At 39.8% G+C, this 24,206-nt stretch carries 20 protein-coding genes; 7 read left to right on the top strand and 13 right to left on the bottom strand.

Annotated elements, in window-relative coordinates:
* Window positions 1–41: 41 nt before the first annotated feature.
* The gene (locus ABD009_RS02485; RefSeq protein ID WP_343822419.1) at window positions 42–1,133 is read left to right on the top strand and encodes a CNNM domain-containing protein; all 1,092 of its coding nucleotides are present in this window, start codon (window positions 42–44) and stop codon (window positions 1,131–1,133) included.
* Here the strand turns inward: ABD009_RS02485 and ABD009_RS02480 are convergent.
* A complete protein-coding gene (locus tag ABD009_RS02480) occupies window positions 1,092–1,514 on the bottom strand; it encodes an MAPEG family protein (protein ID WP_155695195.1) in 423 nt (140 codons plus the stop codon). The two genes, ABD009_RS02485 and ABD009_RS02480, sit on opposite strands and share 42 nt — an antisense overlap.
* Window positions 1,514–3,337 carry a M1 family metallopeptidase gene (locus ABD009_RS02475; RefSeq protein WP_343822418.1) on the bottom strand — a complete coding sequence of 608 codons (1,824 nt, stop codon included), beginning with the start codon at window positions 3,335–3,337 and terminating at the stop codon, window positions 1,514–1,516. Before ABD009_RS02475 ends, ABD009_RS02480 begins: the two co-directional genes overlap by 1 nt.
* 226 nt (window positions 3,338–3,563) lie before the next feature.
* On the opposite strand from ABD009_RS02475, the gene ABD009_RS02470 reads away from it, so the two are divergent.
* Entirely contained in the window at window positions 3,564–4,493 is a 930-nt protein-coding gene (locus ABD009_RS02470) for a patatin-like phospholipase family protein (protein ID WP_343822417.1), read from the top strand.
* Window positions 4,494–4,686: 193 nt separating this feature from the next.
* On the opposite strand, the gene asnB is transcribed toward ABD009_RS02470, so the two are convergent.
* Together asnB and ABD009_RS02460 are read right to left on the bottom strand one after the other, a co-directional pair.
* A complete protein-coding gene (asnB, locus tag ABD009_RS02465) occupies window positions 4,687–6,432 on the bottom strand; it encodes an asparagine synthase B (protein ID WP_343822416.1) in 1,746 nt (581 codons plus the stop codon).
* Between the two features lie 387 nt (window positions 6,433–6,819).
* Complete coding sequence (locus tag ABD009_RS02460; protein ID WP_425543055.1) at window positions 6,820–8,436, bottom strand: M28 family metallopeptidase; 1,617 nt, start codon at window positions 8,434–8,436, stop codon at window positions 6,820–6,822.
* Window positions 8,437–8,565: 129 nt separating this feature from the next.
* Between ABD009_RS02460 and ABD009_RS02455 the strand changes: the two genes are divergently transcribed.
* From ABD009_RS02455 to ABD009_RS02445, 3 genes are all read left to right on the top strand, one after another.
* A complete protein-coding gene (locus ABD009_RS02455) occupies window positions 8,566–9,387 on the top strand; it encodes a DUF3025 domain-containing protein (RefSeq protein WP_343822415.1) in 822 nt (273 codons plus the stop codon).
* A 137-nt stretch (window positions 9,388–9,524) separates the two neighbouring features.
* Window positions 9,525–10,970: a PQQ-dependent sugar dehydrogenase gene (locus ABD009_RS02450; protein WP_343822414.1), complete on the top strand. Its 1,446-nt coding sequence runs from the start codon at window positions 9,525–9,527 to the stop codon at window positions 10,968–10,970.
* A 147-nt stretch (window positions 10,971–11,117) separates the two neighbouring features.
* Window positions 11,118–11,363, top strand: a complete 246-nt coding sequence (locus ABD009_RS02445; protein WP_343822413.1) for a DUF6868 family protein — start codon at window positions 11,118–11,120, stop codon at window positions 11,361–11,363.
* On the opposite strand, the gene hisF is transcribed toward ABD009_RS02445, so the two are convergent.
* A complete protein-coding gene (gene hisF, locus ABD009_RS02440) occupies window positions 11,360–12,133 on the bottom strand; it encodes an imidazole glycerol phosphate synthase subunit HisF (protein WP_343822412.1) in 774 nt (257 codons plus the stop codon). The two genes, ABD009_RS02445 and hisF, sit on opposite strands and share 4 nt — an antisense overlap.
* A gap of 250 nt (window positions 12,134–12,383) precedes the next feature.
* On the opposite strand from hisF, the gene ABD009_RS02435 reads away from it, so the two are divergent.
* Together ABD009_RS02435 and ABD009_RS02430 are read left to right on the top strand one after the other, a co-directional pair.
* Window positions 12,384–14,222 carry an alpha-amylase family glycosyl hydrolase gene (locus tag ABD009_RS02435; RefSeq protein ID WP_343822411.1) on the top strand — a complete coding sequence of 613 codons (1,839 nt, stop codon included), beginning with the start codon at window positions 12,384–12,386 and terminating at the stop codon, window positions 14,220–14,222.
* Window positions 14,223–14,429: 207 nt separating this feature from the next.
* The gene (locus ABD009_RS02430; RefSeq protein ID WP_343822410.1) at window positions 14,430–16,124 is read left to right on the top strand and encodes an NAD-dependent malic enzyme; all 1,695 of its coding nucleotides are present in this window, start codon (window positions 14,430–14,432) and stop codon (window positions 16,122–16,124) included.
* Between the two features lie 89 nt (window positions 16,125–16,213).
* Here ABD009_RS02430 and ABD009_RS02425 read toward each other — a convergent pair whose 3' ends face one another.
* The 8 genes from ABD009_RS02425 to mrdA all read right to left on the bottom strand — a co-directional run bounded on the left by ABD009_RS02425 (window position 16,214) and on the right by mrdA (window position 24,206).
* Entirely contained in the window at window positions 16,214–17,149 is a 936-nt protein-coding gene (locus tag ABD009_RS02425) for a M14 family metallopeptidase (protein ID WP_343822409.1), read from the bottom strand.
* Window position 17,150: 1 nt separating this feature from the next.
* Window positions 17,151–18,122: a lipoyl synthase gene (lipA, locus tag ABD009_RS02420; protein WP_155695184.1), complete on the bottom strand. Its 972-nt coding sequence runs from the start codon at window positions 18,120–18,122 to the stop codon at window positions 17,151–17,153.
* A complete protein-coding gene (gene lipB, locus ABD009_RS02415) occupies window positions 18,119–18,802 on the bottom strand; it encodes a lipoyl(octanoyl) transferase LipB (RefSeq protein ID WP_343822408.1) in 684 nt (227 codons plus the stop codon). The genes lipA and lipB overlap by 4 nt, the downstream gene beginning before the upstream one ends.
* A gap of 14 nt (window positions 18,803–18,816) precedes the next feature.
* Window positions 18,817–19,089: a DUF493 family protein YbeD gene (ybeD, locus tag ABD009_RS02410; RefSeq protein ID WP_155695182.1), complete on the bottom strand. Its 273-nt coding sequence runs from the start codon at window positions 19,087–19,089 to the stop codon at window positions 18,817–18,819.
* A gap of 50 nt (window positions 19,090–19,139) precedes the next feature.
* The gene (locus ABD009_RS02405) at window positions 19,140–20,294 is read right to left on the bottom strand and encodes a serine hydrolase (protein WP_155695181.1); all 1,155 of its coding nucleotides are present in this window, start codon (window positions 20,292–20,294) and stop codon (window positions 19,140–19,142) included.
* 79 nt (window positions 20,295–20,373) lie between these two features.
* Window positions 20,374–21,156 (bottom strand): septal ring lytic transglycosylase RlpA family protein, encoded by a 783-nt coding sequence (locus tag ABD009_RS02400; protein WP_343822407.1) that lies wholly within the window; start codon window positions 21,154–21,156, stop codon window positions 20,374–20,376.
* A gap of 1 nt (window position 21,157) precedes the next feature.
* Window positions 21,158–22,276: a rod shape-determining protein RodA gene (rodA, locus tag ABD009_RS02395; RefSeq protein ID WP_330997724.1), complete on the bottom strand. Its 1,119-nt coding sequence runs from the start codon at window positions 22,274–22,276 to the stop codon at window positions 21,158–21,160.
* Window positions 22,269–24,206, bottom strand: a complete 1,938-nt coding sequence (mrdA, locus tag ABD009_RS02390; RefSeq protein ID WP_343822406.1) for a penicillin-binding protein 2 — start codon at window positions 24,204–24,206, stop codon at window positions 22,269–22,271. Before mrdA ends, rodA begins: the two co-directional genes overlap by 8 nt.

Below are 24,206 nucleotides of genomic sequence, written 5' to 3'. Positions count from 1 at the left end.
TGTTTAAATTTTATTTTTATTTAAAAGGGAAGTACAGGTTAGTGACTTTATTGTTAATTTATGGCGTTTTGGCGATTGGGATTTCGTTTATATGCAGTGTTTTGGAAGCCGTATTACTCAGTATTACGCCAAGCTATATTCAAGCATTAACAGAAAAAAATGCCACAGTTGCAGAACGAATTGATAAGTTAAAAGCGCGTGTAGATCAGCCTTTGGCTGCCATTCTTACATTAAATACCGTAGCGCATACAGCTGGTGCTGCAGGTGTTGGTGCACAAGCCGCCGCTATTTATGGTGATGCAGCGATTGGTATTGCATCGGCGGTAATGACTTTATTAGTTTTAGTATTATCTGAAATTATCCCTAAAACACTAGGGGCAAACCACTGGCGTTCATTGGCACCGTCGGTGTCATTAATTTTAGTCTTTATGGTACGAATACTTGCTCCTTTTGTTTGGCTTTCAGATCAAATAACTACCTTGTTTAGCAAAAAAGAAGATGACGGGAAACACGTGCGAGCTGAGATTGAAGCCATGGCGATGTTTGGTTCTCAAGTGGGTGTTTTGCATCAGCAAGAGTCTGAAATTATTAAAGGTTTAATGAAGTTTAGACACACGGCTATTCGCAACATTTTAACGCCAAGGAACAAGTTGTTTCGTATCTCAAAAGAAATGTCCGTTGAAGATTTTTGTAAACAACATGGCTCAAATCAGTTTTCTCGTATTTTAGTCTTTGATAAAGACCCAGACGATATTATTGGGTATGTATTTAAAAGCGATGCGATTCTTGCCAATGTACGTGTTAAGCCAAACTATAAAATAGGTAAGCTGACCAAACCATTGTATGTGGTGTCTGAAAGCATGAGCCTGCCAAGCCTGTTTACTAATATGTTAACCAAACACATTCATATGAGTTTGATCATTGATGAATATGGCGAAGTAAGAGGCATTGTGACTCTAGAAGACTTATTAGAAGCCTTATTGCAGGTTCATATATTTGATGAAAAAGATAATAGTGCTGAGGTTGATAAAGAGAGTGTAAAAGGAGAGTCAGAGCCTTTAATAGACCCTGACTTAAATGCCGATGAAAACCTAGTTATTGAGCCCGCCGTTAGCGCTGACAAGGATAAATAGATCAATCCACATAACGATAACCGCTAATACACCCGCCCAAAACGTTAGCATACGTTTAATCAGGTTATTACTTGTTAAGAATATGAAGGCATGGATAAAACGAAATACGACAAAAGTCCATGCCGCAATACAACCTGTTAAGGTCTCAAAACCTAAAACCATATAAGCCAAACAAACCACAAAAAAGAGCATTGGAAACTCAAATTGATTACTGAAGCAACGACCAGTTTTTAAAACAGATTCAGGCACGTTATCGCCTTGCATCAACAAAAAGTATTTAGGACTCACGTCTCGGCTTTTAATGTTGCTAAATCTGGCTCGTGCTGTCACCACACCTACTACAAAAATTAACATAAACATGGCAAACATAGGATAAAACATTACTTCTCCGCCTTTTTGATTTCTTTATTAAATTCAGCCATTTTCATTTCACGTTGTGCTTTTAAATAAGCTTTATAACGTTCAATGTTTTCTTGATGACGTAAAACTTTAGATAGTGGGTCAACAATAACAACGTCCTTGCGGCCAACCTCAATGGTTTTTGGCTCATCTAAAATGAGTGTCCGCACCTTACCATTAATACTCACATCAAGCGGTATAGGAAATGGGCGATTGTTCTCAATTTCCCAACGTAAGGTTAAACTTTGTTCGGTTCGGTCCATTGTTAGCTCTGGAAGCTTTGCTTGATAAATATAAACGTCAAAAAACCATTGTAAGTTTTTGCCCGTGATGTTGTTTACAATGCTAATAAATTCATTGGTATCGCTAAATCTCGGTGCAAAATTTCCTGGTATCGGTTTTGTAGTGCCATACACTAATTGACGAGTTGCATCAAAAAACGCCTCGTCGCCAATTAATTCTCTTAACGAATGTAAAATAAGAGACCCTTTGGCATAAATGTCATTTCCTGGGCCAACCTTTCGGTTATAAACCTCTTCAACGGCCAATGGTTTATTGGAGACAATTGGGAACTTGTTTATTAACCCAATACGTTGCTTAAATAAGTGCGCTTTATAAGCCATGTCACCATGTAAATATTGGGTGTATAAAGGCTGCATGTAAGAACCAAATCCTTCGTGAAGCCACATGTGATCCCAATTATTGTTGGTCAGTTGGTTACCAAACCATTCGTGCGCAAACTCGTGGTGTAACAACCAGTCGTAACCAAACTCGTCTTTTCGATAGTTATTGCCATAGGCATTGATAGTTTGGTGTTCCATGCCTAAGTGAGGCGTTTCAGCCACGCCCATTTTTTCATTACCAAATGGATAAGGGCCAATTACGGTTTCAAAAAAGTCCAGCATAGGAGGAATTTCTTCAAAAAGCACTTTCGACTTCTCGGTATTCTCTTTTAAATGATAAAAAGAAACGGGAATATCATTACCAAAAACACTTTTGTAGGTGGACTCTAGAACGTCGTAAGGACCTATATTAAGTGCAATTGCGTAAGTATTATGAAGTGACGAGGTTTGCCAGTGGAAGGTTTTTTGTCCGTTATTACAGCTAACGTTCATTAGCACACCGTTTGAAGCCGCAACTAAGTTATCAGGCACAGTGATCTTAATGTCCATGTTTTGCACTTCACCGTAAGGTTGGTCTATGCAAGGCCAGAATAAGTCACACCCTTCACCTTGAACAGCGGTTGCAATCCAGTGCTCTCCAGATTTGGTCTTTTTCCAATCAAAACCTCCATCCCATGGCGCTCTGATGGCCTCTCTTGGTTTACCTTGATAGTCTATTTGAACCTCAAATTCACCACTCACTTCTGACAATAGGTCTAGTTGAAGTTCGCCATTTGGGTTTGAATAATTTGAAACAGGCAATACTGACCCGTTGACCATGACTCTATCAATTTGAAATACGCGGTCTAAATCCACAGAGACAGCTGTTGTTGGTTTGGCGCTGGTTAACTTTAATTTTGATTTAACCACTAAAGATTTTGTGTCAGGCAGCACCGTAAAGTGCAAGTCGGCATATTGCATTATCAAGCCATGCTGACGAATCGGAGCAACGCCGCCACTTTTTTTAGAATAGTCGCTACTTGTCAGTTGTTGGCTAGCGTCAACATTAGCCATGTCACTATTAGCTACGTTATCAACTAGCTTATCGCCTGTTGAAGAGCAGGCGGAAAGGGCTGTAACAAGGGCGATACTAACTAAAGTTTTATCTGAAATTAGTTTGTTTTTTAAAGCAGATAAGCGCATAAAAAGCCTAGTTGTTGATTTTAGTCATTTAGTTTTACCAAATGGGTTTTAATAAATCGACTAAAGATTTTATTTTTGCGGTGAAATACGAATTGGGAATGACGAAACTGGCTAACTTAATATAACTATTAATGTTCAGTTTTTTGAATCATAAACATCAAAAGTTTGAAATTTTAAGAATCATCCCCATGCCTTAGTATAGAGACTCTACATTAAGGGGCGAAAAATGATTGGCAGTACCGACTATTCTAAAACTAATTTAACAGAACCACAGCAAGGTTTGGCACTGGTTGCTGAAGGTGGTGGGCAGCGTGGCGTATTTACGGCAGGCGTACTAGATAGTTGGTTATTATCTAATTTTAACCCGTTTGAAATTTTGGTTGGCACGTCTGCGGGCGCACAGAACATTGCTAGTTTTATGAGTGAGCAGTTTGGTTATGCTTACAGTGCGATTTCTGATCTAACCAATAGTGATGAGTTTTTTAATGTGTGGAGTGCCTTCAAAGGCAAACACATGATGGACTTAGATTGGTATTTCAGCCAAGTTGAAGCCTCTGCTTATCAGTTAGATACAAAAGCTGCGACGCTTAAGGCCAAAAACAGAAAACTTTATTTTTCTTCAACCAAAGCAACTAGCATGGAAACAGCATTGTTAGATCCTAACAAAATAGGTTGGATCCCGGCATTAAAAGCATCTAGTGCGATTCCGTTTTTATATCGCCGAGGGGTAACACTTAATCAAGAAGCATTAGTTGATGGCGGAGTGAGTGCGCCTATTCCTATTAAAGAAGCTGTGAATTTAGGCGCTAATAAAGCAGTTGTAATTAGAACGTCAAAAACCGCTGAAACGGCGATTGGTGAAGTATTAAAAAGAGCGAAACCAATATTCTGTTCTAGAAATAGGACGCCTCAAGTATATAAAATATTAGACGTTCATGAGTCATCATACGCTGAAGCTCAGTCGTTTATTCAAAATCCACCAACGGGCGTTGATGTATTAGAAGTAACTCCAAGTAGACCGCTTCAAAGCAAAGTACTTGGCAGCACAAAAGCGGCATTGATTTCCGATTACAAACAAGGCTTAAAAGCGGGTTATGACTTTTTAGTTCAGCATCAGTTAATGACGCCAGGTACGAATAAACGTTTACACAGTTAATGTAAGTGCAGGCTAAAGGTTAATTAACTTTAACAGCCAAAAATTAACACGAGTAAAGTAATAGGTAAATATTAATGGGCAAACAGGAAAAGTTTGAAATTAAAGGTTAAATACTGGAGGTTTGAATTTCTAACTCAAACAAAAACTTCGAAATAAAAACGCCCAAATAATTGGGCGTTAAATTTACTATCCGTTAGGCTGATTTGTCGTCGTAGCCTTGCTGGTGGATATCAAACATAGCACGACCAGAAGGGTCGGCATTTTCGCTAAACTTTTTATCCCACGCCAATGCCTCTGGAGTGGAACATGCCACTGACTTTCCGCCAGGTACACATTCTGCCGCAGAATCTAACGGGAAGTGTTGCTCAAAGATAGTTCGATAAAAATAAGCTTCTTTAGTTTGAGGCGTATTGTGAGGAAACCTAAACTCAGCACTTGCCATCATTTGGTCTGTCACTTGGGCTTCTGCCTGTTCAACCAAAGAATCTATCCAGTTGTAACCGACACCATCCGAGAACTGTTCTTTTTGGCGCCATAAAACCTCAGCAGGTAAATAGTCTTTAAACGCCTCACGAACGATATGCTTTTCCATTTTCACGCCGTTTTTACCATAGCCGGCTTCGCCTTCATTTAAACGAGGGGCATGCTCGCCACACATTTTTAACTCAGGGTTAATTGACATGGCTTTGTCTAAAAAGGTTTTATCTAGGAATGGCACTCTTGCCTCAACGCCCCAAGCAGACATTGACTTGTTTGCACGGGCACAGTCAAACATATGTAAACGGTCAAGCTTACGAACGGTTTCTTCATGAAACTCTTTTGCGTTTGGCGCTTTATGGAAATATAGGTAACCGCCAAATACTTCATCAGCGCCTTCTCCAGATAACACCATCTTAATGCCCATGGCTTTAATTTTTCTAGACATTAAATACATTGGTGTAGAGGCACGAATAGTAGTGACGTCATAGGTTTCTAAGAAGTAAATTACATCACGTATGGCGTCAATCCCTTCTTGAACTGTGTAGTTAAGTTCGTGATGAATTGTGCCAATGTGATCCGCCACTTTTTGAGCGGCAATTAAATCGGGAGCACCTTTTAGGCCTACAGCAAAACTATGAAGTTGAGGCCACCACGCTTTACTTTGACCTTCATCTTCAATGCGCTTTTGTGCAAATTTTTGTGCAACGGCAGCGATAACCGATGAATCAAGACCGCCAGAAAGTAACACGCCATAAGGTACGTCGGACATCATGTGTGAACGCACTGCGTCGGTTAATGCATCGTGAACTAGTTTAGCGTCGCCGCCGGCTGACTTAATATTGTCAAAATCCGTCCACTCGCGTTGGTAATAACGAGTAAACTTAAGAGATGACTCGCCTTTTTGTTCATTTGAAGAAAGATAATGCCCAGGAGGAAATTCAAATACAGATTTACAAGCCGGTACTAGGGCTTTCATTTCAGACGCGACGTAAAGTTGTCCATGTACGTCATAACCATAATAAAGTGGAATGATCCCTAAATGATCGCGTGTTATTAAGTAGCTGCCGTCACTTTCGTCAAAAAGGATAAAGGCAAACATGCCTTCAAGCTGGTCAATAAATGAAATGCCTTGCTGTTGGTATAAAGCCAAAATAACTTCACAGTCAGATTGTGTTTGAAAGGCATAGTCAGTTGTCAACGCAGCTTCTAACTGCTTGTGATTATATATTTCACCGTTAACGGCCAAGATGTGATTTCGATTGTTATTTATTAGAGGTTGCGCGCCATTCTCTAAATCGACAATAGCCAAACGTTCGTGGGCTAAAATCGCGTTGTTATTACTCCAGATACCAGACCAGTCAGGGCCACGGTGTCTTAACAGACCAGATAATTCTAACGCCTTTGGGCGTAATTCAGCGACATCAGTAGTGATGTCTAAAATACCGAAAATTGAACACATAAGTGAGTTCACTCCATTTTATTCTTAGTTATCGAAATTCACACGGACGAAGTTTGTGAGTCGGCGCGACAAAACAACGTTCGTTACTTGTTTTATATTTAGAGCATCTACTTTAAATTTTGCTCTGAATTCAGACTGCCATGGGTAAAATGTGAAGACAAGCAAAGATTAATGGGAAGTTCGTTATTTTTTGGTTCAGGAGGCTGGGTGCTGTTTTCTTGAGCAATTTTGTTTTAAATTAACCGATAGTTGTATAACAAAAATTCTGTTGAACGGGTAACAAAAAAGGGCAGCGGTTGCTGCCCTGATTAAATTTTGAAAGATTACGTATGTTTATGAACGCAAGCAGTTAACGTGATTACTTAACGCAAGTGGTTAAGATAAAGCTTATTTGCTCGGACGTTTAAACTCAGCGCCTTTTGACCACGCAGGCCACTTATCGTCATTTGCAATTTGATAGCCAACATCAAAGAACAATTGCACGTCTTGTTGCGCACCTGATAAGTCCCAGCTCTCTCTGTATTTGTCACATGGTTGGTGATAACAGCCACGTACAATCAAGCTCATTTTTTTGCGATACTCTGCAGTTTTAGCATCAATCGGTGTAGCGCCACCGCCGGCATAAAGTGCAGGAATACCTACTTTGGCAAAGTTAAAGTGGTCAGAACGGTAATAATATCCAGCAGACGGGTTATCGCCTTCAATTAATGTTCGGTCTTGTTTTTTGACAGCTGTAGCAAGGTAGTTGTCCATTTCTGATTTACCTTTACCTTGAACGCTGATCTCTTTCACTTTACCTAATACGTTTAAGCTATCCATATTAATGTTAGCAACGGTTTTAGTCAGTGGAATGATTGGGTTTTGCGCGTAATACTTAGAGCCTAGTAAACCTTGCTCTTCTGCCGTTACCGCTAATATTGAGACTGAACGTTCAGGTTTGTTTTTTAGTGTTGAAAAAGCTTGTGCAATTTCTAGTACGCCACCAATACCGGTCGCGTTATCATGGGCGCCGTTATATATCTGGTCGCCTTTTTTGTTTTTATCTACGCCAATATGATCCCAATGCGCGGTATAGATCACATGCTCATCAGGACGTTTAGTTCCTGGTAACGTTGCAATAAAGTTATAGCTTTTTGACGGTTTCACCGTTGATTTAACTTTAACTGTCGCCGTTAGGTCACCTAAGTCAACATTAGTTGGTTTGCTCATGGCTTGCTGTTTTAGTTTGGCAAAGTTTAAACCAGCCTTGCTAAATAGTTCTCGTGCTACAGAAGCTTGAACCCAGCCTTCTACGTTAACGCGCGATTTATTACCATCGGCTTTAAATAAGCCATATTGTGGGCCTGTCCAAGAGTTTTCTACAACGCTCCAAGGATACGAAGCCGGTGCGTCTTCATGAATAATAATGGCGCCAGCAGCACCTTGACGGCTAGCTTCTTCATATTTATAAGTCCAACGACCATAATAGGTCATTGTCTTGCCTTGGAATTTAGAAGCGTCTCCAGACTCAAAACCAGGATCGTTTACTAAAATAACGGCGGTTTTGCCCTTCATGTCTATACCAGCATAGTCATTCCAGTCGTATTCAGGCGCATTAATGCCGTAACCAACAAAAACCAGTTCCGAGTCTTTTATTTCTTCAAACTCACTGGTGCGGCTCGTGCCCATAACCATGTCTTTGCGATATTGATAATCTTTACCACCAATAGTCAGCACTTGATCATCAGCGGCAGTTATTTCTACTAGGTCTACCGGTTGTAAAAAGCTATCGCCATTACCAGGAACAAAACCATAAGAAGTAAACTGTTTGGTTAGATAATCCAGTAGAAGCTTTTCGCCTGGACCAGTTGGTAAGCGGCCCATGTATTTATCAGCAGCAATTTCTTTTACGTGCACTTTTAAATCGGCTTCGCTAATAGATTGATACGCTTTATCGAAGTCGTTATCTGCCGCCATAGCGGGTTGAATAGCCAAGAAGGAGAGGGCGGCTAGTTTTTTTATCATTATTATTTCCCTTTTAAATTAAAACATACGCTTAGCTGCGTTATCATTACAGCTATATTAAGACTATATTCCAGAACGATTTGTAATTCGAGTCGTTTTTATTATCTGTTTGTAGGGATTTGAGACGAAATGAAGAAGTTTTCTAGTTTTACCCATTGGACCACAGAGTTTGCTGACCAAGGCTGTTTTAATGACATTAATCACGTCGCCGCCTTTGATGATTGGGTGCAGTGGCCTTCTTGCGCTGCTTTAGATTCGTTGCTTCCCTACGAAGTAGAAAACAAAAATGGCAAAACTATTCGTTTTGTAGAGCAAGCAGCAAGCAAAGATTACAACGCCGTAGAGTATGAAACGTTTATTTACGAAACGGGCCAAGTTCCAACCAGAAAGGAAAGCTGGCACGACGTGTTTGGTGCCATTGTTTGGAGCTTATACCCAAGGACCAAAGCGTTAATTAATGAATTACATTATCTCGATATCAAGTCCTCTGATTCACAAGAGCGTTCTAAACAACGAAATGCTCTGACGTTATTTGACGAGTGTGGGGTTGTATTAGTAACAAAAAATCAAACTTTGTTAGACGCGTTAAAAAGTCATGATTGGAAAAAGGCTTTTGTAGAGATGAAGGCCCACTGGCAATCAGCCGAGGGTGATGGAGTAGCGGCTTATCAATTTGGTCATGCAAATTATGAGATGTTAACAAAACCCTTTATTGGCCTTACTGGCAAATGGTTAGTAATTGACAGCAGTGCAGAAATTTTAGGTTTGCCAAAGAATGTTCAATATAGACTGCTTGATGAGCGCTTGGCCGCCAAAATCAAGTCTGGAGCACTGAAAGATAACTCTGAGCTTTCACCGCTGCCTTTGCTAGGAGTACCAACTTGGTATGATGGAAATGAGGCGGCAGACTTTTACGACAATACCGATTACTTTAGACCGAAAAGCAGTTAATGTTAATAATCTGAAAAACTAAAACTAAAACTAAAACTAAAACTAAAACTAAAACTAAAACTAAAACTAAAACTAAAACTAAAACTAAAACTAAAACTAAAACTAAAACTAAAACTAAAACTAAATAGGGAATGCGAATGTTCTTTTTTTCTAAAAATAACAGGCTGAACGAACTAGTAAGTTCCATAAAAAAGGCTAAAAAGCCACATCAAGTACGCGGCAGTTTTAGTTTTCAATTAGTTAGTAGCTTCGCGTTATTAGTGACGTCAGCTGTCTGTTCAGCTGAATTCCAAGCCGCTGAAATTTCATCCGCACCACTATTAACGTATTCTTTAGCTAGTGGCGAGACAAATGACGAGGCAAGTGCCAAGGATAGTAGCAAAACAAGTGACAAGGAAAATAGTGCTCCTAAAGTTTCGATTTTGTTTGATGGTTTACATAAGCCCTGGGGCATCGCGGCTTTGCCTAATGAGCGTTTTATCATTACGGAACGTAACGGCGCGCTTCGTATTTGGGATAACCAGACGTCGACAATGTCGAACGCAAACAAACAGTTAGAAGATAGTGTTTATGAAAGCGGTCAAGGCGGTATGCTTGATGTCATCGCGCATCCTAAGTTCGCAGAAAATCATTGGGTTTATGTCACATTTGCATCAGGCCATAAATTTTCTAACGGGACAACGTTGGTAAGGGCAAAGATCGTTTTAAATCAGTCTCAACCTTCAAATAACAAAAGCAGTAAACCATTTGGTTTTGAACTTACCGACATAAAATTCCTATTCAGAGCCTCACCTCAAAAAGCAGCGACGTACCATTTTGCAGGACGTATGGCGTTTTTACCTGATCAAACGTTAGTATTTGGGGTTGGCGATGGGTACTCTTACATGGATGATGCACAGAAATTAGATTCACACTTAGGTAAAATTATCCGCCTAAACGATGACGGCTCTGTCCCTGCTGACAATCCTTTTATAAAAACAAAAGGCGCGCTTCCAGAAATATACTCATACGGACACCGAAACCCACAAGGTTTATTTTATGATAATCAACGCGAGTTGTTGTTTTCAAATGAGCATGGTCCTAAAGGCGGCGATGAAATTAATATTATCAAACCTAAATTAAACTATGGCTGGCCCAAAATTACCTACGGCATAGATTACACTGGGTTTGAAATTACTCCACATCATCAAATGGAAGGGTTGGAGTCACCACTAGTGAATTGGACACCTTCAATAGCGCCTGGTTCTATGCTGGTATACAGCGGCGAAGAGTTTCCTGAATTTAAAGGTCAGTTGGTCAATACAGCCTTGAAATATCGTGAAATGCGCGTGGTGTCATTAAAACCTTCTGAAAACTCAAACTCAAACTCAAACTCAAACTCAAACTCAAAAGGCAGTGCAGAGAACGTTATTCAGTCGGGTGAATTTGTTTCTAAAAGTCACAGCGGTTTGATGTTGGATTCGGAACAAACTTTTTTGAAGTCATTTGACGAGCGTTTACGCGACATAACGGAAGATAAGCAAGGCCGATTATTGTTGCTTACTGACTCTGGAAAGTTAATTAGGCTTTCGAAAGGCGATTAATATTCAACTATCATGTGATAAGAACTATTATTTTTAATAGTTAATAGTTAATAGTTAATAGTTAATAGTTAATAGTTAATAGTTAATAGTTAATAGTTAATAGTTAATAGTTAATAGCAGCAAGATTAATTTTAAAAGGAAGTGGCGATGACTATTCAAGAACTCACAACGTTATTTGGCTGGATGTCCGTTATTCATTTTGCGGCAATTACGATCGCCTTTTTATTCATAACGTTATTTGAAGGCCTGGTTTTTTCAATTCATCAAGCCATATTTGGTTTAGAGAAAGCAGAACTAAAGTCGATGTACTTAAAGATTTTGGGACAATACAAAATTTTGATCTTTGTTTTTGCCTTTGCCCCATACCTAGCATTAAAAATAATAGGTTATTAAAGTCGAACGGCAATGCCTTCTTCATTTAAATAATCTTTAAGTTCATTTATATCAATGATCTTTTTATGGAACACAGAGGCAGCTAAGGCTCCATCTACGTTTGCAATTTCATAAGCGTCTTTAAAGTGAACCATTTCACCCGCTCCGCCTGACGCAATTAGTGGCACATTGCAGTGAGCGCGAACTAGTTCAAGTTGTTTTAAATCGTATCCCTGACGCACACCATCTTGGTTCATACAGTTTAAAACTATCTCACCGGCACCGCGTTCTTGTACTTCTTTTACCCAATCAATCGTTTTGCGGCCTGAGTTTTGAGTACGGCTTTCATCGCCAGTAAATTGATACACTTCATATTCGCCAGACTCAGCATTAAAATACGAGTCTATGCCAACAACAACACATTGTTGACCGTAGGTATCGTGTAGCTCTGTGATCAATTCTGGATTTAATAATGCAGGGCTGTTAATGGAAATTTTATCGGCGCCCATAGACAGTATTTCACCGGCTTGTTCAACGGTTTTAATTCCACCGGCGACACAAAAAGGTATATCAATCACTTTAGCAATACGACTCACCCAGCTTTTATCTACAACACGCACGTCACTTGACGCGGTGATATCATAAAATACCAATTCATCAGCACCTTCCAACGCATAACGCTCAGCTAATGGCACAATATCACCAATGGTTTCATGGTTTCTAAATTGAACGCCTTTAACAACTTTTCCGTCTTTTACGTCTAAACAAGGAATAATGCGTTTTGCTAACATATTGGGTACTCGTGAGTGCTATTTAAAATTTTGGAATGAGAGTATATCTACATTGTTGTGGCGATTGTAGATCTATCCATAATGAATTTATGTTCAATTAGCGCAATTTAACCTTACGTGGCGCCAATAACAAAGAATTACATACGTAGTCATGCAGTGTGGTTACGTTTTTAATTTTCATAAGGCCTTCGATTCGTTATGTTATATCTAATATTTAGATTGTCGGAACTTAATTCGGAACTCAATAATAATGAAAATAAAGCAGCGCTTCAGTAAATCGTCAGTGATCTCCTTATCTCTTCTTGCGAGTTTAGTTATCACAGGTTGTAATAATCCAAATGACTCAGCTAATGAAAGTACAAAAAGCACAGCGGCTAAAAGTGTCAGTTCGGTACAAATTAAAAACTCAGATAGCGATAACGCACAGCAGTCGGAAAATATTCAGTTTAATGGTGAATTTAGCGAACACTACCTAACTCGTGATGTTCGTGACGACGTGTTTTATTTTGTTATGCCAGACCGATTTGATAATGGCGATATGTCCAATGATAACGGTTCTAAAACAATCGCTGAAAGTGCTGGTGGTTTTGATAAAACAAGTAATGGTCATTACCATGGCGGCGACATTAAAGGCCTCACAAAACGTTTAGATTATCTAAAAGGTTTAGGCATATCTGCTATTTGGTTAACACCTATTTTAAGAAACCAAGCGGTGCAAGGGGATTCGTCTGGTTACCACGGCTATTGGCCACTAGATTTCACAGAAATTGACCCTCACTTAGGGACGAATGCCGATTTAAAAGAGTTTATAGACGCTGCGCACGCTAAAAATATGAAAGTGTTTTTTGACATCATTACTAACCACACGGCCGACGTTATTAAATATGAAGAGTGCCATGGCGAAAACAAACCTCAGTTTAGTACCTCTTCACAGTTGTGTGAGTACATTAGCTTAGCCGATAAAGCTGCGGGAAAAGGTTACACACCGTTTATTCCCAAAGGGCATGAGGACTTAAAAACACCCGCTTGGTTAAACGATCCTAAGTTTTATCATAATCAAGGTGATAGTACCTGGCAGGGCGAGAACTCAGTTTATGGTGACTTCATGGGACTAGATGACGTAGATACTGATAACCCAGAAGTTGTAAAAGGCATGACGGATATCTTTAATAACTTAATCACTGAATTTAAACCAGACGGCTTCCGTATCGATACCGTTAAACACGTTAATATGGAATTTTGGCAACAATTTACTCCGGCCATTATCGAGCATGCAAAATCGTTAGGCATTCCTAAGTTTTTTGTTTTTGGTGAAGTTTATTCTGGCGATCCAAAAGAGTTGAGTAAGTTTACAACGGAAGGCGATATTCCATCGGTACTAGACTTCGCGTTCCAGTATCGTACAAAAGACGTATTTGCTTATGATAAAGGCACAGATAATTTACAAGATCTATTTAGCAACGATCACCTTTACAACGACCACAACAGCTCCGCTGACTATCTAATGAATTTTGTTAGTAACCACGATGTTGGCCGTCTTGCTTATACGCTTGATCAGTCGTTGCCAGAGGCGTCAGAAGAAGAAAAAATTAAACGTTTCTTACTATCAAATTCTCTTATGTATTTTGCTAGAGGCATTCCCGTTCTATATTACGGAGATGAGCAAGGATTTACGGGTGATGGTGGCGATCGCGGTGCTCGTGAAGACATGATGCCGTCATTAACACCTGATTATAATGACAACAACTTATATGGCACAAATAAAACAACAGCAGATGATAACTTTGATGTAACGCATCCTATTTACCAGTCTTTAGCTGAGTATGCTGCGGTTTACCATCAGCATGAAGTGCTAAGAAAAGGTAAGCAGGAAGTTATTGAGCACAATGCTGAGCCTGGTGTTTTAGCGCTTTCACGTGAAATTGCAGGACAGCCTAAATATGTTGTCGTGTATAACTCGTCAACAACAAGCAAGGTATATAAACACAATAAGGCAGGCGATGTTGAATTTGTATTAGGTGAAGCAAAAGTCACTGAAAATCAATTTGAACTTGCTCCGCTAAGTTTTGTTATTTTTAAAAGCAAATAATTAGCACTATTAATAATAGGCAAAGTGCGGTTTTTCCGCGCTTTAGCCTAAAACACACCCATATTTAGTTAAAAAGTTGATTTAACAGGTATTACCAGTGCCTTAACTTTTACTTAATCCTCTACTATGCTTTAACAATTGACTATAATTGCATGTAAATTATGGTGTAAATCAAAAACATCCGACCCACATTCTTTCGGGATCTATATGAACCAAAAAGCTGAAAAAAGTCCGTTATACATTCATTATGCAGGCCCTGCATTAATTGAAACGCCACTTCTAAATAAAGGCACTGCATTTTCTAAATTAGAACGTACCAACTTTAACCTAATGGGGCTGTTACCACCTCGATATGAATCTATAGAAGAGCAGGTAGAACGAGCTTATTTACAGTACTCAAGTTTCCAAGAACCGATTAATAAACATATTTACTTGCGTGCAATTCAAGACAGCAACGAAACCTTGTTTTTTAAGTTGGTTAATCAACATATCGCCGAAATGATGCCAATCATTTACACACCTACTGTCGGTGATGCATGTGAGAAGTTTTCTGATATATATCGTAGTAACCGCGGCTTGTTTATTTCCTACACAGAACGTGACCAAATGGACGATATTTTACGAAATGCGACTAAGCAAAAAGTAAAAGTAATTGTGGTGACCGATGGCGAAAGGATACTAGGTTTAGGTGACCAAGGTATTGGCGGTATGGGTATTCCGATTGGTAAGCTTTCTTTGTATACCGCCTGCGGTGGTATTAGCCCAGCGTATACTATGCCTATTACGCTTGATGTAGGTACTAACAACCCTAAGTTACTTAACGATCCTATGTATATGGGCGAGCGACATAAACGTGTTAGCCAATACGAATATGATGCTTTTGTTGATAAGTTCATTACCGCAGCTCAAAAACGCTGGCCGGGCGTAATGATTCAGTTTGAAGACTTTGCTCAACCTAATGCAATGCCATTATTAAAACGATACAGAAACCAAGTTTGCTGCTTTAACGATGATATTCAAGGCACTGCGGCGGTGACTGTTGGAACTTTATTAGCGGCCTGTCGTAAAAAAGACAAAAAACTGTCTGAACAGAATGTTACCTTTGTTGGTGCTGGTTCAGCAGGTTGTGGTATTGCTGAGCAAGTTATTATGCAAATGGTGGCAGAAGGGCTTACAGACGCAGAGGCACGTAAGAAAGTCTTTATGATTGACCGTTTTGGCTTAGTGACAAACGGCATGAATGATTTACGTGACTTCCAACAAGCGTTAGCACAAGAGTCTCGTGACTATGAAAGCTGGGAAATTGAAGGTCAATATCCATCACTTGTAGAAGTAATGGAAAATGCAAAACCAGGCATTCTAATAGGTGTATCTGGAGTGCCGGGCCTGTTTTCTGAGCAAGCGATTAAAACCATGTACAGCAATGATAATCAACCAATTATCTTCCCACTTAGTAATCCAATTAAACAAATAGAAGCGCATCCTAAAGATGTAATTAGTTGGACAGACGGTAATGCAATTCTAGCCACCGGTAGCCCATTTGATGTGATTGAGTTTGAAGGTAAATCCTTTGAAATTGCTCAATGTAATAATGCCTATATCTTCCCTGGTATTGGTCTTGGTGTACTTGCGGTTGGTGCTAAGATTATATCTGACGAAATGATCATGGCATCCAGCGAAACATTGGCTCAAAACTCACCGTTAGTTAATAAAGGTGAAGGTGCGTTATTACCTGATCTAGTGGACTTACCGAGGTTAAGTAAGGAAATTGCGTTTAACGTTGCTAAGGTAGCAATTGAACAAGGTCATGCACTTTCGATTACTGACGAAGAGATACAAAACCGAATTGAAAAGAATTTCTGGACTCCAGAATATCGTCCTTATAAGCGTGTTAGCGCATAAAGAATTGGTTTTTAGATAACAAAAAGGTCTGCTTATGCAGACCTTTTTTATTTGTAAGGTTAACTCGATCAAGTTACCAGCTTACAAAGCTAACGTGACAATAAGTGATTCAAAGCGCCCGTTATAACAGCAACTTGCGCCATTATGCAGTTTTCATCATCAACAAGTGGGCTGTCTGGATAAACTTCCGTTGTTGTTTTGTATTCGGCATCTGTCATACCCATGCATAACCCAAGTGGTCTAGCATCATATTCAATAACGCCAAACTGCTGAAGTGGTGCGCCAATTAAGCAATCATTTTCATCAGCTGGAGCTATATGAGTTACTTTTTTAACTGACTCAATAATGGCCGACTGGAATTCTACTTGTGGGTTTTGCGAATCAGCAACAAGATAAAAACCATCTGGAATATTCCAATTCTTTTGCTCAATTGCATCTCGAGAGGCCAACGCCGGACGAAACTCTGAGTTATCCGTATCTGTGGTTTCATGCAGGTCAATGTGGCAAATAGGCTTAATTTCATTGTGCTTTAGATATTGCATCAACAAAGTGGCTTCTTGCGCTTTTGAACCTTCAAAAAAACTACGGTTTGGATCCACTGCAAGCGGGTTCCAACGATTAATTGTTTCGTAACCCCAAGGGCTTACACACGGCGCAATAACAAAGTTAAACTTATTTCCATAACTACCTGCATGTTCTAAGGCAAATCTTAACGCGCCTTGAACACCGCTGGTTTCATAGCCGTGGACACCGCCTGTAATCAATACAGTAGGGAGCTCATCATTCCAATTCACACTTTTGATAATAAATAATGGGTAGTTATCGGCATCTTTAACAACAGGAAGGTCAGCATATTTTAAATAGCCATATTCCTGCGTTTCAAATTGCGTTGACAAATTTGCCAGTTTAGCGACGACTTGTTCTTGATAAGAACGTTTCACCAACTGTTTTGCCAGCCATTGATGCTTTTCTGCATCACCCCATTTTTTTCCTGGTGTGCCAATTGAATAACTTTGCTCAGTCATGTTACTTAACTTCCTCTCCAGCGGCTTGTTTATCAGCGTGATAGCTTGAACGAACAAATGGACCTGATGCTGCGTGCTTAAAGCCTAAGTCATCAGCTTCTTGTTTAAAGATGTCAAACTCAGCTGGCGGTACATATCGTTCAACCGGCAAATGGTGTTTGCTTGGTTGTAGGTATTGACCAATAGTCAGCATATCTACGTTGTGTTCTCTTAGGTCTCTAAGAACTTCAACAATCTCTTCGTTTGTCTCACCTAAGCCAACCATCAAGCCTGATTTGGTATCAACTTCAGGGTGCATTTCTTTAAAACGTTTAAGTAAGTCTAGTGACCATTTGTAGTTAGCACCAGGTCGAGCTAAGCGATAAAGGCGTGGTGCAGTTTCTAAATTGTGGTTGAACACATCTGGCGGTGCAGTAGATAAAATCTCAAGTGCTTTATCCATACGACCACGGAAGTCAGGAACCAAAATTTCTACTTTAATTCCAGGGTTGTGCGCTCGAATTGCTTTAACACAATCAGCGAAGTGTTGAGCACCACCGTCACGAAGATCGTCTCTGTCAACAGAGGTAATAACAACGTAGGTTAAGCCCATTTCCTTAATGGTTAGAGCTAGTTTTTCAGGTTCTTGTGCACTTGGTGGTAAAGGTCGACCGTGAGCAACATCACAAAACGGACAACGGCGTGTACAAATATCGCCTAAAATCATAAATGTTGCTGTGCCGTGATTAAAACATTCAGGTAGGTTAGGGCAGGATGCTTCTTCACATACTGAGCTTAAACCCTGACTGCGCATCGCCTTTTTGATGTTGTCGATTTTTTCACTTGATTTTGGTAAGCGAATTTTTAACCAATCTGGCTTTCTAAGCATAGTATCACGCTCAGAAGGCATGATTTTAACGGGAATTAAGGCCATTTTTTCCGCGTCACGTAATTTTACGCCAGCGGCTAATTTAGAAGTTTTAACGGTTGTCATACAGCTCTCTTTTCTGTCAGCGCTAGGTTTGGTAACCCTTGCTGATAGTCAATGTTAGAGGCGCCAAGGGCAGAAGCTAACAATTCGGTTAGCGGTTTGGCTGCTTCTTGAATAGTTTTTGGACCATTTATTTGGCTGGTTTGCACCATTTCTAAGCCGGCATAACCACACGGATTAATTCGCAAAAAAGGTTCTAGGTCCATGTCAACGTTCAACGCTAATCCATGAAAACTACAACCTTTACGTACTCTTAATCCAAGTGATGCGACTTTTTTCTCATCTACATACACACCAGGTGCGTCTTTTTTAGCATAGGCACTAATTTCAAAACTTTTTAGCATGTCCACAATCGCATTTTCGATTAATGTCACTAGGTCTCGAACGCCTATTTTTTTTCTTCGTAGATTAATGAGCAAATAAACTACCAACTGGCCAGGGCCGTGATAGGTAACTTGCCCACCTCTATCAACTTTAACTACGGGAATGTCACCGGTATCTAGTAAGTGCTCTTCTTTACCTGCTTGACCTTGAGTAAACACTGGATTGTGCTCAACCACCCAAAGTTCATCCGTAACGTTTTCGTCACGGGTATCGGTAAACAACTGCATTGACTGCCAAATATCTTGGTAGTCTCCAGTATCAATGTTTCTGATGACTATATTATTATTTATATCTGACATTCAATAACCGTAATCTACAGAACAACACGAACGAGGTCGATGGCACCTAATCGGTTATAAACCAGTTCCATGTGTTCTTTACTTGTCACTTTTACACTTATTGAAACTGACTTGTATTTACCTTTGCTGCTAGGCTTTTCTTTTGGAGAAAAGTCGCCAGGCGCTACGTCTTGTAATACTTCTACAATTTTAATTGTCAGCTCTTCATGCGCCACACCCATAACTTTAAAAGTTTGGTGGCAAGGGAAGTCTAATAGTTCATCAAATTTAGTGTCTTTAACTGTCATCTTTTATACCTTTTAAAAGCCTTCCCTAGACTCATTACTCGTAATTTACTTTATAGTTCAAATTTCTTTTTAAAGTAATCAGTTACCTTCTTAAACAAACCACCTTCATTGACTTGGTCAAGTGCAACAAGAGGGTAAGTAGTAACTACATCGTCTTCGATTTTGATTGTTAACGTTCCAACCACTTCGCCCTTGTTAATAGGGGCTTCTAATGGTTTATCAAGGGTGAAAGACGCTTTTAGTTTTTCACGGTAGCCACGAGGTATAGTTAAAGGTGTACTTTGATTTATACCTAAACGAACTTGATCTTTATCGCCCATGTAGATTCTTTGTTTTGCAAACTCAGTACCCGCTTCATATGCCGTTAATGTTTCGAAGAAACGGAAACCGTAATTTAACAGCTTTTTGCTTTCTACTTTACGACCACGTTGGCTTTCAGCGCCCATTACCACTGAAATCAAGCGCATCTCACCTTCCATTGCTGAAGCAACTAAAGAATAACCCGCAGCGTCTGTATGACCGGTTTTAATACCATCAACATTTAAGCTTTTGTCCCATAACAGGCTGTTACGGTTTATTTGAGAAATATTGTTGTAAGTGAAGTCTTTTTCTTTATAGATAGCATATTCTTCTGGTACATCTCTAATCAAAGCGATACCAATTTTTGCCATGTCACGAGCCGTTGAAAGGTGACCTTCAGCGGTTAAACCGTGGCTGTTTACAAAGTTTGAGTCAGATAACCCAATGTCTGCACCATACAAATTCATAAGTTGAGCAAACTGTTCTTCACTACCAGCAATGTGTTCAGCCATTGCAACACAAGCGTCATTACCAGACTGGATGATGATGCCTCTATTCAGATCAGCGACAGAAACTTCTTTACCCACTTCAATAAACATTTTTGAAGATTCAGGAAAGTTTTTTGCCCAAGCATTACGGCTCACCGTCACCATATCTGTTAGTGCGATGTTACCTTTTTGAACTTCTTTACCAATGACGTAGCTCGTCATCATTTTTGTTAAGCTAGCTGGGTTCAGCAATTCATCCGCATTCTTTTCGGCTAATACTTTTCCAGTATCAAAGTCCATTAAGATATAGGCTTTGGCATTCACTGAAGGTGGATTTGGTACTAGTACTTTTGCCTCTGCAAAATATGAAAACGCTAGGGACGAAAGACTAACCAGAGAGAGTAAAAATTTATTCATTGTGTTCCATTCATGTTTTTTGCTAAAAGAAAGAAAATTGAGAGCGGTATTATCCATGTACCAAAGCTACGTGTCCAGTTTATGGCGCTAATACACTCTCTAGATTTACAGATTGATAACCAAACTGTTTTATTTTTTGAATTAAATCGGTTGCTTGCACTTTATTTTTAAAAGGACCAAATACAACTTTATGTTGTTCGTCTTTTTCATGTACTGCTGCATCATGGTTTAACATTATCGTTAAGCCTTTAAGCGACTCATTAGCTTCCAATTTATTTTTGAAACCGGTTAGGGTAACCTGATATAGACTACTCTCAGTAGGTAAAGGTTCCTCTCCGGGTAAAATTAACTCAATGTTAACGTTTGCAGTGCCAGTGTCGTATACGCCAATTTTAAACGCCGCCGCATAAGAGAGATCAATAACTCGGTCTTGGTGGAAAGGGCCTCTGTCGTTTACACGCACTATGGCTGATTTATTGTTAGCTAAATTGGTAACTCGCACATAGCTAGGTAGTGGCAGTGTTTTGTGAGCAGCGGACATACCAAACATATTATATACTTCGCCGTTTGATGTTAGATGCCCATGAAACTTTTTCCCGTACCAAGATGCAGTGCCTTTTTGTGAGAAAGGACTACGTTCTTTCATTGGTGTGTAATGTTTACCAAATACTTTATATGGCAGGTTGCCACGTCCTACTGGCTCGTGAACTATTCGAGGGTCTTGTTGTTCTGTTAATGTTGGTGGTCGAACTGGCGCACTATCATACTTATCTTTATAACGCCCTGTAGGTGCACAGCCTTGTACAAGCATTAAAGCAATACATAGCGCAGTAAGTAGAATTGATGATTTGTTTTTGTCCATTTTAAGTACTAGCCAATAGTCGTTTATTAGTTCCAATAGCCATTAAAATACCGAAGCTTGCCATTAAAGTCACTATTGATGTTCCACCGTAACTTACCAAAGGTAAAGGAACACCCACAACCGGTAATAATCCCGAAACCATACCAATATTAACAAAAAGATAGACAAAAAAGGTTAGCGTTAAACTGCCAGCTAATAACTTGGTGAAAGCTTCTTGCGCTCGCGACGCTATTTGCATACCTCTAACGATAATAAAGGCGTATATAGATAACAGCAAAAGAACACCTACAAAACCAAACTCTTCACTAAAAACAGAAAAAATAAAGTCAGTATGGCGCTCAGGTAAAAACTCTAATTGTGATTGTGTGCCTTGCAGCCAGCCTTTACCTTCGGTGCCACCAGAGCCAATGGCTATTTTTGATTGAATGATGTGGTAACCGGAGCCAAGCGGATCACTTTCTGGATTTAAGAAGGTAAGTACGCGTTGTTTTTGGTAACCATGCATTAAATAAAACCAAAGGATTGGTAAAAATGCGCCAACAGAAATAACTAAACCAAATAATACTCTCAGGCTTAAACCGGCTAAAAACATAACAAAAAAGCCGCTACTTGCTACTAGTAATGAAGTACCTAAATCTGGCTGTTTAGCTATCAGAAGTGTAGGTGTTGCAATAATGATAAACCCTAAGAAGGTATTCTTTAGGGACGGCGGTAACGTGTATTTACTTAAAAACCAAGCCATCATCATAGGTAAAGACAGTTTCATTATTTCAGAAGGTTGAAACTTTATTATACCGAGGTTCAACCAGCGCTGAGCGCCTTTTCCCATATCGCCAAACAACAGAACAGCAACGAGTAATAATATACCAGTGACAAATATATGAGGGGCCCATTTTTGATAGGTGAAAGGTGAAATTTGGGCGACCAGCAACATGACAAACAAACCAAGACCCATCCTAACCATTTGTCTTACAACCATATCCATATTTTGACTACCAGCACTATAAACCACAAATAGGCTTATAAGCATTAGAGTTAAAATACCGGCCAATAAAGGCAAATCGATATGGAATCTAAAAAATAGAGAACTGCGTCGGCGTTCATTTTCGGTTTTAGCCACCGTTATTCTCCTCAGCTAATTCTGTCTCTTCAACATTTATGATTTCAGTCGAGATGTTTCGTTTGTTAGCTAATCCCATCGAAAAATATAAATCCATCATTTCTCTCGCAACTGGAGCCGCATTAGCACTGCCGCCTCCGGCATTTTCTACCGCTACAACAATAACAATACTAGGATTATCATAAGGGGCATAACCAACGAACATTGCATTATCACGTCGGCGTTCATTGATTTTGGAAGCGTCGTATTCTTCATCTTCGCCAAGGCTGAACAGTTGCGCGGTCCCTGTTTTACCAGCAGCGGTATAAACAGCGTCGACAAAAGCTGCGCGAGCTGTACCGTCAATTGCATTTACCGTTTGATACATTGAATCTAAAATAGTGTCCCAATGTTTTGGGTTGTTGACCACAACTGGATTTCGCTTTTTGATAGGTGTTAATGAAATAGATTCATCTACACTGGTTGCTGATACTACTTTGGGTTCAATCACATCGCCTTTATTAACTAATACAGACGTCGCCATCGCAAGTTGCATAGGCGTTGCTGTCCAATAACCTTGGCCAATTCCAATTGAAATAGTATCTCCTTGATACCAAGGTTGACGCTTCTTTTCTTTTTTCCATTCTCTTGACGGCATCGTCGCTTTATATTCTTCATGAATATCTATGCCGGTATAATCTCCAAATCCAAATTTAGAGATGAATGGACTTATTTCGTCAATACCTAGGCGGTAGGCTAGGTCGTAAAAATAAATGTCGCAAGACTGTTTAATCGCGGTAACTAGGTCTACCCAACCATGGCCGCCAACTTTCCAGTCTCTAAAATTCCGTTGGGTTTCAACATTAGGGAATCGCCAATATCCTGGATCCCAAACGGTAGTTTCAGGAGTAACTAGCTTTTTGTGTAAGCCCAACAATGCTAATTGTGGCTTGATAGTTGACGCAGGCGGGTATTGGCCTTGCGTAGTACGATTGAGCATTGGTTTATCTTTGGAATTCAATATCAATGAATAATCTTTTTGAGATATGCCTGTTACAAAAAGGTTTGGGTCGTAACTGGGGTTGGAATACATAGCTAAAATGGCGCCATCACGAGGGTCCATTGCAACAATAGCTCCCCGGTTTTGTCTTAGCGACTTTTTGGCTTGTTCTTGCATTTCCACGGCAATTGCTAAGTGAAGGTCTGTACCTGGTTTGGGCTCTTCAATGCTCAGCTGTCTTAATACTCGGCTTCGATGGTTTACTTCTACTTCTTCACTGCCCGTAGTGCCGTGAAGTTGCTCTTCATAAAATCGTTCGAGCCCTAACTTCCCGATACTACGAGTGGCTGCGTAGTTCTTAATTCGTTCTTCTCGTTCTAACCTATTTAAGTCACGTTTGTTAATTTTACCCACATAACCTATTACATGAGTCATGGTGTCTGTATATGGATAGTGGCGATTAAGTCGAGCTTCAATAGCGACGCCAGGAAATAAGTGTTGTTTTACTGAAAATGCGGCGACTTCGTTTTCGGTTAGCTTTGTTTTTATGGGGATGCTCTTAAAACGGCGCTGGTATTTTATAATTCGTTTAAATTGTTCTACTTGCTCGTCCGGGATATCAATAATTAACTGTAACTCTGACAGCGTCCATTCCATATCAGTGACTGCTTCGGGGATGATCTCTAAAGAAAAGCTTGGCTCATTGGCAGCGAGTATGTTGCCATTAATGTCACGTATTATCCCTCGGTTTGGCGGGACAGGCTGGACTTTGATGCGGTTTTCATTAGAACGGGTTTGATATGTTTGATATTTTTCTATCTGTAAATAATACAGATTCGCTATTAGCACTCCCATCAGAGCGGCCACCGCTATCAAAGCCGTTATAGCGCGCCTAGCAAATAGATGCGCTTCGGCGGTGTGATCTTGCATTTGATAGGAGTTTCTGCGCAT

It is taken from the genome of Psychrosphaera haliotis (assembly GCF_039523615.1).
GTDB lineage: Bacteria > Pseudomonadota > Gammaproteobacteria > Enterobacterales > Alteromonadaceae > Psychrosphaera > Psychrosphaera haliotis.
This window is presented reverse-complemented; position numbering and strand designations above follow the sequence as displayed.

Bases quoted from the DNA above. Each gene is read 5' to 3' on its own strand.
- ABD009_RS02480 (WP_155695195.1), bottom strand. From the start codon at position 1,514: ATGTTTTATCCTATGTTTGCCATGTTTATGTTAATTTTTGTAGTAGGT.
- ABD009_RS02460 (WP_425543055.1), bottom strand. From the start codon at position 8,436: ATGATAAAAAAACTAGCCGCCCTCTCCTTCTTGGCTATTCAACCCGCT.
- ABD009_RS02455 (WP_343822415.1), top strand. From the start codon at position 8,566: ATGAAGAAGTTTTCTAGTTTTACCCATTGGACCACAGAGTTTGCTGAC.
- ABD009_RS02470 (WP_343822417.1), top strand. From the start codon at position 3,564: ATGATTGGCAGTACCGACTATTCTAAAACTAATTTAACAGAACCACAG.
- ABD009_RS02475 (WP_343822418.1), bottom strand. From the start codon at position 3,337: ATGCGCTTATCTGCTTTAAAAAACAAACTAATTTCAGATAAAACTTTA.
- mrdA (WP_343822406.1), bottom strand. From the start codon at position 24,206: ATGCGCAGAAACTCCTATCAAATGCAAGATCACACCGCCGAAGCGCAT.
- hisF (WP_343822412.1), bottom strand. From the start codon at position 12,133: ATGTTAGCAAAACGCATTATTCCTTGTTTAGACGTAAAAGACGGAAAA.
- ABD009_RS02430 (WP_343822410.1), top strand. From the start codon at position 14,430: ATGAACCAAAAAGCTGAAAAAAGTCCGTTATACATTCATTATGCAGGC.
- ABD009_RS02450 (WP_343822414.1), top strand. From the start codon at position 9,525: ATGTTCTTTTTTTCTAAAAATAACAGGCTGAACGAACTAGTAAGTTCC.
- lipA (WP_155695184.1), bottom strand. From the start codon at position 18,122: ATGACAACCGTTAAAACTTCTAAATTAGCCGCTGGCGTAAAATTACGT.
- ybeD (WP_155695182.1), bottom strand. From the start codon at position 19,089: ATGACAGTTAAAGACACTAAATTTGATGAACTATTAGACTTCCCTTGC.
- lipB (WP_343822408.1), bottom strand. From the start codon at position 18,802: ATGTCAGATATAAATAATAATATAGTCATCAGAAACATTGATACTGGA.
- ABD009_RS02425 (WP_343822409.1), bottom strand. From the start codon at position 17,149: ATGACTGAGCAAAGTTATTCAATTGGCACACCAGGAAAAAAATGGGGT.
- ABD009_RS02400 (WP_343822407.1), bottom strand. From the start codon at position 21,156: ATGGACAAAAACAAATCATCAATTCTACTTACTGCGCTATGTATTGCT.
- ABD009_RS02435 (WP_343822411.1), top strand. From the start codon at position 12,384: ATGAAAATAAAGCAGCGCTTCAGTAAATCGTCAGTGATCTCCTTATCT.
- ABD009_RS02405 (WP_155695181.1), bottom strand. From the start codon at position 20,294: ATGAATAAATTTTTACTCTCTCTGGTTAGTCTTTCGTCCCTAGCGTTT.
- asnB (WP_343822416.1), bottom strand. From the start codon at position 6,432: ATGTGTTCAATTTTCGGTATTTTAGACATCACTACTGATGTCGCTGAA.
- ABD009_RS02445 (WP_343822413.1), top strand. From the start codon at position 11,118: ATGACTATTCAAGAACTCACAACGTTATTTGGCTGGATGTCCGTTATT.